The organism is Sporolactobacillus shoreae (genome assembly GCF_004684935.1).
GTDB classification, from domain to species: Bacteria; Bacillota; Bacilli; order Bacillales; family Sporolactobacillaceae; genus Sporolactobacillus; species Sporolactobacillus shoreae.
In genome coordinates this window covers 1-8776 of record NZ_SRJD01000041.1, presented here as the reverse complement: position 1 = coordinate 8776, position 8776 = coordinate 1, and the positions used below count along the sequence as shown (strand labels likewise).

At 49.1% G+C, this 8776-nt stretch carries 10 protein-coding genes; all 10 read left to right on the top strand.

Annotated elements, in window-relative coordinates:
- Positions 1-606, top strand: a 606-nt coding sequence (locus E4665_RS17655) for a head maturation protease, ClpP-related (protein ID WP_206663602.1), incomplete at its 5' end; no start/stop codon positions are given.
- A gap of 3 nt (positions 607-609) precedes the next feature.
- Complete coding sequence (locus tag E4665_RS17650) at positions 610-1857, top strand: phage major capsid protein (RefSeq protein ID WP_135350120.1); 1248 nt, start codon at positions 610-612, stop codon at positions 1855-1857.
- Between the two features lie 14 nt (positions 1858-1871).
- Positions 1872-2066, top strand: a complete 195-nt coding sequence (locus E4665_RS17645; RefSeq protein WP_135350119.1) for a fibronectin type III domain-containing protein — start codon at positions 1872-1874, stop codon at positions 2064-2066.
- Positions 2063-2452, top strand: coding sequence for a head-tail connector protein (locus E4665_RS17640; RefSeq protein ID WP_135350118.1), 390 nt, complete (start codon positions 2063-2065; stop codon positions 2450-2452). The genes E4665_RS17645 and E4665_RS17640 overlap by 4 nt, the downstream gene beginning before the upstream one ends.
- Complete coding sequence (locus E4665_RS17635; RefSeq protein ID WP_135350117.1) at positions 2453-2797, top strand: phage head closure protein; 345 nt, start codon at positions 2453-2455, stop codon at positions 2795-2797. It abuts the gene before it with no gap.
- The gene (locus E4665_RS17630; RefSeq protein WP_167815248.1) at positions 2794-3270 is read left to right on the top strand and encodes an HK97-gp10 family putative phage morphogenesis protein; all 477 of its coding nucleotides are present in this window, start codon (positions 2794-2796) and stop codon (positions 3268-3270) included. Before E4665_RS17635 ends, E4665_RS17630 begins: the two co-directional genes overlap by 4 nt.
- Positions 3267-3638 carry a hypothetical protein gene (locus E4665_RS17625; protein WP_135350115.1) on the top strand — a complete coding sequence of 124 codons (372 nt, stop codon included), beginning with the start codon at positions 3267-3269 and terminating at the stop codon, positions 3636-3638. Before E4665_RS17630 ends, E4665_RS17625 begins: the two co-directional genes overlap by 4 nt.
- A gap of 52 nt (positions 3639-3690) precedes the next feature.
- Positions 3691-4272 (top strand): major tail protein, encoded by a 582-nt coding sequence (locus tag E4665_RS17620; protein ID WP_135350114.1) that lies wholly within the window; start codon positions 3691-3693, stop codon positions 4270-4272.
- Positions 4273-4337: 65 nt separating this feature from the next.
- On the top strand, positions 4338-4643 hold the full coding sequence (gene gpG / locus E4665_RS17615; protein ID WP_135350113.1) for a phage tail assembly chaperone G: 306 nt from the start codon (positions 4338-4340) through the stop codon (positions 4641-4643).
- 198 nt (positions 4644-4841) lie between these two features.
- The coding region (locus tag E4665_RS17610) for a phage tail tape measure protein (protein ID WP_135350112.1) at positions 4842-8776 on the top strand (3935 nt) is incomplete at its 3' end.

Here is an 8776-nt window from a genome sequence, read left to right as displayed (position 1 = left end):
AAAAAAGACCTTGATGCGCTGGGTGATGTCTCAACAATCAACCTACACATCAACAGCCCAGGTGGTTCCGTCTTCGAAGGTGTGGCGATTGGCAACATGCTGAAGCAGAACAAAGCGCAGGTAAACGTTTTTGTGGACGGATTGGCCGCCTCAATTGCCAGTGTCATTGCCATGGCTGGCGACCATATTGCCATGCCCGCTAATGCCATGATGATGATTCACAACCCGTGGTCGTATGTGGTGGGCAATGCGGCAGATATGCGCAAAGAAGCTGATGACCTCGACCACATTAACGAGAGCATGAAGCAGACCTACCTGGCGAAAGCAGGGGACAAGCTTGATACGGACACGTTAGGCACGTTGATGGACGCAGAAACCTGGCTGTCTGCTCAGGAAGCCGTTGGCTACGGTCTGGCTGATGAAGTCCTTGAAGCCAACCAGGCGGCTGCCTGCGTCTCTGAAAAGCTGTTTGCTAAATACAAACACGTGCCGGCAGCACTTGCCGGCGGAGGTGATCCAACGCCACAGCCTGGGCCAACACCCCAGGAACCAAAACAACCGTCACTACTGTCACAGAAATTAAAGATCTTAAAAGGGAGTGTGTAACAGGTGAATATCGAACAACTAAGAAATGCCTGGATTGCAGCCGGCCAGAAAGTGGTCGATGCCCAGGAAAAAGTGCAGCAGGCTTTACTTGATGATGAGGTAACTGCTGAGCAGATTAAGGATTTTAAAGCCAAACTTGATGCCGCTAAGGCAAAACGTGATATGGCAAAGGAACAGCTGGACGAAGTGGAAGCTGAGGGCGCTCAGGGTGCTGCAAGATCTCCAAAGACTCCGGTAAAAGAGCCGTCTGCAAAAGAAAAATTCGTGACAAACTTTAAAGCCCTGCTTCGCGGACGTGAGATGCCTTTTAAGGATCTCGTCGTTTCTGATCCTGATGGAAATGATGAAGGCCTCGGTCTAACCATTCCTCCGGATATTGAAACACAGGTCTTTTACCTGATTCGCCAGTACGATGCGCTGCAGCAGTACGTGGACGTGCGTCCGGTTACACTGAAAACAGGTTCGCTGAACCTTGAAAAGTGGAGAGACATCACGCCGTTTGCTGATCTTGACGATGAAACAGCTACGATTGGCGCCAATGACGATCCAAACGTGAAGAAAATCACCTGGGAGATTCACCGGCATGCGGGTATTTCTGCGATCACGAATACGCTGCTGAAGGATTCGCCAGAGAACATTATCGCAAATATCACAGCCTGGTTGGCGAAAAAAGAAGTTGTGACTCGTAATGCAAAAATTCTAGCGGCCCTGGCAGCACTTCCGTCGGCGCAGGATAGGACGCTTACCAAGTTTGATGATATCAAAGACGCCTTTAACACGGGACTCGATCCGGCGCTGCATGCAACAACCACATGGTTTACCAACCAGTCTGGCTTTAACGTGCTGGACAAAGTGAAAGATGCCATGGGTAACTACCTGATCCAGAAAAAGATTGTGGCCAACTCTCAGACACCGATGGCTGATGGGCAAGTTATTTCCGAGATTCCGATTATCCTCGGTCGTCCGGTCAAAATCATCTCGGATCGCTGGTTACCCAATGGCGGAACAACGGGTTCGCCAGTCTATCCGCTTTATGTGGGCGACATGAAGGAAACCGTGAAGCTGTTTGACAGGGAGCAGCTTTCACTCCTTGCAACAAACATTGGTGCGGGCTCGTTTGAAACAGATCAGACGAAGCTGCGTGCGATTGATCGCTTTGATGTCGAGCTTTGGGACACCGAAGCCATGCTCTTCTGCACGTTTACAGGCATTGCTGACCAGCAGGGGCATGTCATTTCAACTGCATCTTAATGGAGTGATGCTTGATGCAACAAAAGACTTATAACGTCTATCAAGACGGCGTGAAGATTAAGTCAGGACTGATTGATCCGAGCTTTACCGTGCATAATGTTCAGCCCGGATCGACGCATCAATTTCAGGTATCCGCGCAGAACAATATGGGCGAATCAACTTTAAGTGATCCTATTTCTGTCACGTTTCCGGCGGGTGATGCGCTGTGACCGTAACATTGCCCTTATTAAAAAATGCGCTACGTATCGACTTTGATGCAGATGACGATCAGCTGACAACGTACATGAACGACGCGATGAACGTCATTAAGAGTGGTGTCGGTACTGATGAAAACATGGCGGACTTTTGGGAAAACAATAGCACATTTGACACGGCGGTCATTATGCTGGCCGACGCTACGTATAAGACGCGTTCCGCGATTACGGATGCATCGAATAAGCAGCAGGTTGTTGAGTATCCTCTGGGTGTCACCAGTAAGATTTTGAAGTTGAAGGGCTCATACCTACTCGAACTGTCCAGAAGGCCACCAGCACAGCCGCAGGGTCTTGCAACGACCGATTTAACGTCCAGGTCTGTGCACTTGGGGTGGTATTAAATGCCGAAAATCGCACGAACGAGTGACCTGAATGAACGCATCAGTTTTTATGAAGTTGTCGTTACCAAAACATCGGCAGGCGTAGCGGTGAAAAAGCCAGCTGCGGATGTTTTTTATTCGTGTTGGGCGGCTGTACGGACGCAGATGCTGTCTGAGGTTGAAAAGAACCTCGGGACGGACTTAGCAAATAACCTGCGGGTGATCATCCGGCATCAGTCGGAGTATGAGATCCAGGAAGAGATGTTTTTCTCCTGGAACGGAAAATTGTACCGGGTGATCGCGTTTAACCTGGACACTTACGATAAGGAATGGGACACCATTCTGGCCAAAGAGGTGATCACATGAGTGTGACCTTTGAAGACAGCGGGATTGAACAAGCGCTGCTTGATTTTGCACATCAAAATAGCAATGTGGAGCGCAAGGTTGTGCGTTCTGAGGGTGCATTGATTGCCGAAGCACTCGAAAAAAACACGCCTTGGGAAGATGAGTCCAAGTACCGCAGCTGGAATGAGCAGTTTAAGCTTGAAACCGAGAAGGGTAAAGAGCATAAGGCGTTCAAGCATTTGAAAGAAGATGTGGTCATCCAGATGGGTCAAGACGATAAAGTGACCATTGGCTACGGCAAAGATACGTACTGGCGCGCGCACTTCGTGGAGAACGGAACGGCCCGTACGGGTGGCATGGTGGATCGGTCGAAGAAACGCCATTGGGGTAAAGGGATTCAGGGCCAGCACTTCATGCAGCGGACGATTGACGAAGAACAAGCCATTGCTCTGAATCGTGTGGCCGCGTCACTGAAGGCGGCATTGAAACTATGACAGTACAGGGCGAAGTAAATGCGCTTCTGAGTGCTGATCCGACCTTTTCAGGCATTGTCCCACCAGAAAAGATCTATTCGGTGGATTCGCCACTTGTGACTGAAGGATTCGCGCCCTATGCACTGATTACCTGCATTTCGAACCCGAAAACGAAGTTCGCTTCTAATCGCTCATTCGAGGAGCAGAATAATGTCCAGATTCAGGTATGGCTGCCGCTCGACAGTGAACAGGTAGATACCGTGATGCAAGTCGTGGACACCGTGATGGAGGATCATCGGTTTTACCGGTACCATGAGATGGATGGCAAAGATCCAACCATCGACCTCTATATGATTACGATGCAGTATCGAAGAAACAGGATCTATTAAGCCCGTAAAGGGCTCTTTTTTATACAAAAAATGAAGGAAAAGGTGATAAAACATGGCAGTAACTGGCCTTAAAGCAATTAAAATTGGCATTTTGGACGCTAATGACAAAGTGGATCCGGCTAAGATTTATACCATTGACATGACGACAGCCGGCGCAATCGAAGCCAACGTGACCGGCTTAGCACCGGCAGAAACCTCGCTGTATGCATCGAACGGCGTTTATTATGTGTCGGTTAAAGGTACAGGGCAGGTCAAACTGGCTCTGACCGTAGCGGATAAGGAGTCCCTGGTCGCTGGGGCTTTGGAAGCTATTTTAGGGCAGACAAAGGGTGCAGATAAGATTTCTTATACGAGCCCGGATGACGTGCCCCCGTATTGTGCCGTGGAGATCATCACCAGTGATAAAGACGGCAATGACCTCTATATGGGATTGTTGAAGGGCAAGTTTACCTTTGATGCCGTAGATGCTAAGACCAACGACGCCAACGGTTCTCCACTTTCGGCAGACGTGCTGAACGGCTCCTTTGTGACTCGTGCAGACAAGAATGCGGTAACGGCTAAGGGCATGGCAGCCGCACCGGACAACGTGACACAGACGGCCTTTGAAACGATGCTGTTCCCGGCTGCTGCATAAAGTTAATTTTTTGGAAGGCTAGGTGATCAATCTAGCCTTTTTACTATTTTTAGGAGGAAAATATCATGTCAAAGATTATTAAATTGGAACTTTTTAACCCACAAACTCAAAAAAAAGAAGTCTATGAAAAAAATGGGGCCAATGGTAAAGACACCTTTGAAGCCTTTGAATTATTGGATAAATTGGAAGACGTTAAGAAGCACACGGAAGCAATCAATGCTCTGCTTGATTACGTCTCTGGGTTGTTTTCAGGGCAGTGTTTGACCCGTGAAGCGATCCTCAAAGGAGTGGATTCTGATCAGCTCTTAGACACGCTGAACGGTGTCATTGGTCAGGTCGTCGGATCCGAGGGCCAATCGGGAAAAAAGTAAGCGCGCATGAGGCGTTTAGCAACATCAAAAAGCTGTATAACGACCTCATTAAGGCGGGTTGGAGCGCTTACGATATCCAGAAAGCGGACTTTGATTTTCTAATGAAAATCGCTACTGAAGGAAAGAGCAGTAACGATATCACAGGCGAAGAGCTGTTCAGGATGTTTTAAAAATATGGAGGAAAGGAGGTAAAACACGATGGTTGAAGCAGGACGTCCGTTGGGCAATTTGGTCATTAAGTTCGGTCTTGATGGCGCGCAGTTTATGGATGCACTGAAAAATATCCAGCAAGCGGTTAAGCAGAATGAAAACGCCATGAAGACTAACCTGAAGGTGTACGATGCGGCTGACATGCAGCTGGATAAGCTGGCCCACAAGTATGAGGACACTGAACTCGTACTGAAAAGTCTGCGTGCAGAAGCGGATAAGCTGAATGAAACCTACCAGCAGCAAATTAACGATGGTAAGGAAAACACGGCCTATCATCAGCGCCTGGCCAAGCAGATCAACGACAACATCGCCAAACAGGCCATGTATACGAAACAGCTGAAAGATACGAAGCTGGCCTTGGATGATGAACAGCGCGGGACTCGGACACTGACCGACCAGCTTGGACTATCACAGCGCAGCACGCAGGCGAATATTTCGGCGTTTGACGCGATGAAGAAGTCCCTGCAGGCGAATCGTGCGGAATACACGGGACTCGGTCAGCAGATCCAGCTCCGTAACAGTATCCTGGATAACGAAAAGGCCAAGCTGCAGCAGCTAATTACGCTGGAAGGAAAAGATTCTTCCGCTGTCCAGAAGCAGCGCACGGCATTAGACGAACTCGGATCTGCACAGATACAGGCGCAGGCTCGTTTTGATAAGTTGGCAAAATCCGTAGGCGGTGCTTCTCAGGCCAATGTCGTGCTGCGCGATGGCCTGGACAAGATTAAAACTAATCTGTCTACAGCGGCGGATAAGATTAGCGCCGTCGGTTCCTCCATGACGGTGGCCACGCTGGGACTCGGTGCCGGATTTATGTACGGTGCAAAGCAGTCGCTGGATTTCCAGAATAAGCTACAGACGATCAAATCACTGCTGATGAGCAGCGGTGATTCGGCAAAATCAGCGGGCGATGTCGTTAAGGGCATGACGACGCAGGGCATTCAGCTGTCTAATAAGTATGGCGTTTCTGTCCAGAGCATTGGCGACGCTTATGAAATGATGATCCGCAAGGGCGATAGTGGTACGCAGGCCATGGCAGCGGTTGAGAAGATGTTAAAGGCTTCCACAGCTGCTGGATCTGATTTTCTGGAAACAACTAAGACCAGCATGAATGTCATGGAACAGTTCTTCGGTAAGTCCCAGAATTCTGCGCAGACGGCAGCGAATACCACCAAGGTTACGAACGCGATGGCTTATGCGGCTGACCATGGGTCTGCAAAGTTCCTGGAACTGGGCTATTCGATGAACTATGTCGGCGACTATGCGAAGTCGGTCGGATACTCGATGGAAGATATGTCCGCGTATCTCGAAGTCATGAGCCGCCGTGGTGTGGAAGGAACGAGTGCCGGTACCGGCTTGCGCGGCGTGATCGCGAGTCTCGCCAAGCCATCCAAGCAGGCTGCTGCAGCTATGAAAGACATTGGCCTTCAGACGAAGGATTCACACGGAAATCTGCTCCGCTTATCAGATATAATCCAGCAGTTACGTGATAAAACGGCGGGTATGGGTACCGGAGATCGGGCCAATATTATCTCACACATGTTCGGCCGCACCTCTCTGCCTACCGTTACGGCGCTGATGACAGAGACCAATAAGCAGTTGAACGATTTTTCTGCGAATATTAAGAAGGCCGAAAGTCAGGACTATGCGGGCGGCGTCACCAACCGGATGATGCAGTCAGGGCTAAACCAGCTGAATCGGTTTAAGCAGGAAGCAAGCAACCTCGCTATGACGCTGTCTACGACCTTAATGCCGGAAGTTAACGGACTCATTGGTGACCTCAACAGCGTTTTTACCTGGTTTTCACGGCTGCCTGGTCCGGTACAGACGACGGTAGCGTCTATAGGTTTGTTCACCGCGGCTGTTGCTCCTGCCGCGATTGGCACAGCGTCCCTACTTAGATCCCTCTCCACTCTATCAGATGGGGCAAAATGGGCATCCAAGATGCTTCGCGGTGTGGGCAGTGCTTCAAAAGTTGAAGCAGCCGCTGGCCTAGCCAGTACGGTAACTAGCGCGGGTGAAGCCGCTACGGGATTAGCTGGCGCCGGTGCCGCTGCGGGTGAAGCTGCAGCGGGGATCGCCGGTACCGCGTCGGGCGCAGGTATGTTGGCTAGTGCGTTGCCGTTGCTCTTTAATCCAGTGACAGGGACGATAGCTGTACTGGGCGCGTTGGGGGCTGGTGCTTATTATTTCTGGAATCAGTCTCAGAAGCTGGCCGATACGTCCACTACTGTAGCGGATAAACTAGCTAAACAACATGGCGTTTTGGCGCAGCAGATTGACGACTTTGATAAGTTGAAAACGAATTGCCATTTATCTCAATCAGAACTCGGTAAATACATTGACCTTCAGGATAATTTAAAAAAGGCAACGAGCGCCGATCAGGTTAAGAATTTAAAAGATCAGATGGATCAGCTGCAGAAAAAATCTGGCCTTTCTAACAAGCAGTTGCAGACCATGGCCGGGCTGAGTAAGGATATGGTCAAAGATATACCTGGCGCGGCAACGGCGGTGACGAACGAAGGAAATGCTTTCGCTTATACAACGGATAAGATCAAAAAATATAATCAGGCGCAAGCGGATAAAATTCTTCAAGATTATCAGCAAAAGTACCAAGCTGCTCTAGGTAATGAAAAGAAACTTAGAGATGACATCAATTATCAGCAGTCTCAGCAAGGCGACGTACAGAGCAAAATTAACACTATGCAGGCTATATCAAATGATCTTGCCATTCATGGACTTACGTATACCCAAGCAAAATATGACTGGATTAAAGGCATAAATGTTTTACTTCAAGACGGTGGATCTCAGCTTCATCAGGATCTAGGAAATCTGGAAGCGCAGAACGAGCAGATTCAAAAAGCTATTGATAAAGATAAGGCTCAGCTGGGCATCGTCAATCAATTGCGCGAAAAGATTGCTGACTTTGAGTTGAGCCAAGCAGGGATCAACGAAAAAGGACAAAAGGGAATCCAGGTATTAGCAGATCAAGTTGAAAAGCTTCAGGAACAGAAAAAGCAGTTAGATCAGAATTATGCGATGCATAAAATATCAGTCACGGAATATCAGAATGGTGTTAAGTCCATACAGGATCAGATTAGCCATTTAAAGGGCGTTGGGCAGCAGATCAGCAATGACACGGGCGGCGCTTACAGCCTGAATAAAACCTTGGCGAAGGATATCAATAAGCACATTAAGTTTACAGGTGATACCAAGTCGGCGGCTGATGCGATTAACAGTTCACTAGCGAAAAATATCAGCAAGGCTGTATCTGTTGGTGTCAAAATGCCGACCTATTCGACGGTCAAGTTTATGCAGGTCAATGACATGGCTACACATGCGCGGGCTACCGGTGCTCATAACCTTCCAGTTGCTGAGACAGCTTTAATTGGTGAAGCGGGACGTGAGTTTGTGCACGATCCGCAGGTGGGTACCTACTTAGCCGATAAGCCGTCTATTGTCCATTTGAGCCGAGGGTCATCTGTCCTTAAAAACGCTGATACCGAGCGATTAGGTAAGGCTTTGGGTCTCCCCGGTTTTGCTACCGGTGTGGGTGATTATTTCGACTCATTGCTTGGTAAGCAGAATCAGACCATCACCCTTGGTTTGAACCAGCTACCGGACGCTATTAATGGCCTAACCGATGCACTGGTTAATGTCATCGGTAATCAGCTGACCAAGTTAATTAGTAATCCTAACGGATCCGGGGCTAGTCGGTGGATTCCGACCATTGAACTTGCGGCATCCATGTCCAATGTGAATCTGAACAGCGAGATGCTGAACGCCATTCTTGCCCGTGTGACGAAGGAATCGGGCGGCGATCCGAACGCAGTACAGCGCATTGTTGATATTAACAGCCTGCAGGGACATCCGGCACAAGGCATCTTGCAGTACATTCCGAGAACATTTGAGGGGTGGATGCG

Excerpts from the sequence above, each read along its gene's own strand:
- E4665_RS17635 (WP_135350117.1), top strand. The coding sequence starts at position 2,453 with ATGCCGAAAATCGCACGAACGAGTGACCTGAATGAACGCATCAGTTTT.
- E4665_RS17625 (WP_135350115.1), top strand. The coding sequence starts at position 3,267 with ATGACAGTACAGGGCGAAGTAAATGCGCTTCTGAGTGCTGATCCGACC.
- E4665_RS17645 (WP_135350119.1), top strand. The coding sequence starts at position 1,872 with ATGCAACAAAAGACTTATAACGTCTATCAAGACGGCGTGAAGATTAAG.
- E4665_RS17630 (WP_167815248.1), top strand. The coding sequence starts at position 2,794 with ATGAGTGTGACCTTTGAAGACAGCGGGATTGAACAAGCGCTGCTTGAT.
- gpG (WP_135350113.1), top strand. The coding sequence starts at position 4,338 with ATGTCAAAGATTATTAAATTGGAACTTTTTAACCCACAAACTCAAAAA.
- E4665_RS17620 (WP_135350114.1), top strand. The coding sequence starts at position 3,691 with ATGGCAGTAACTGGCCTTAAAGCAATTAAAATTGGCATTTTGGACGCT.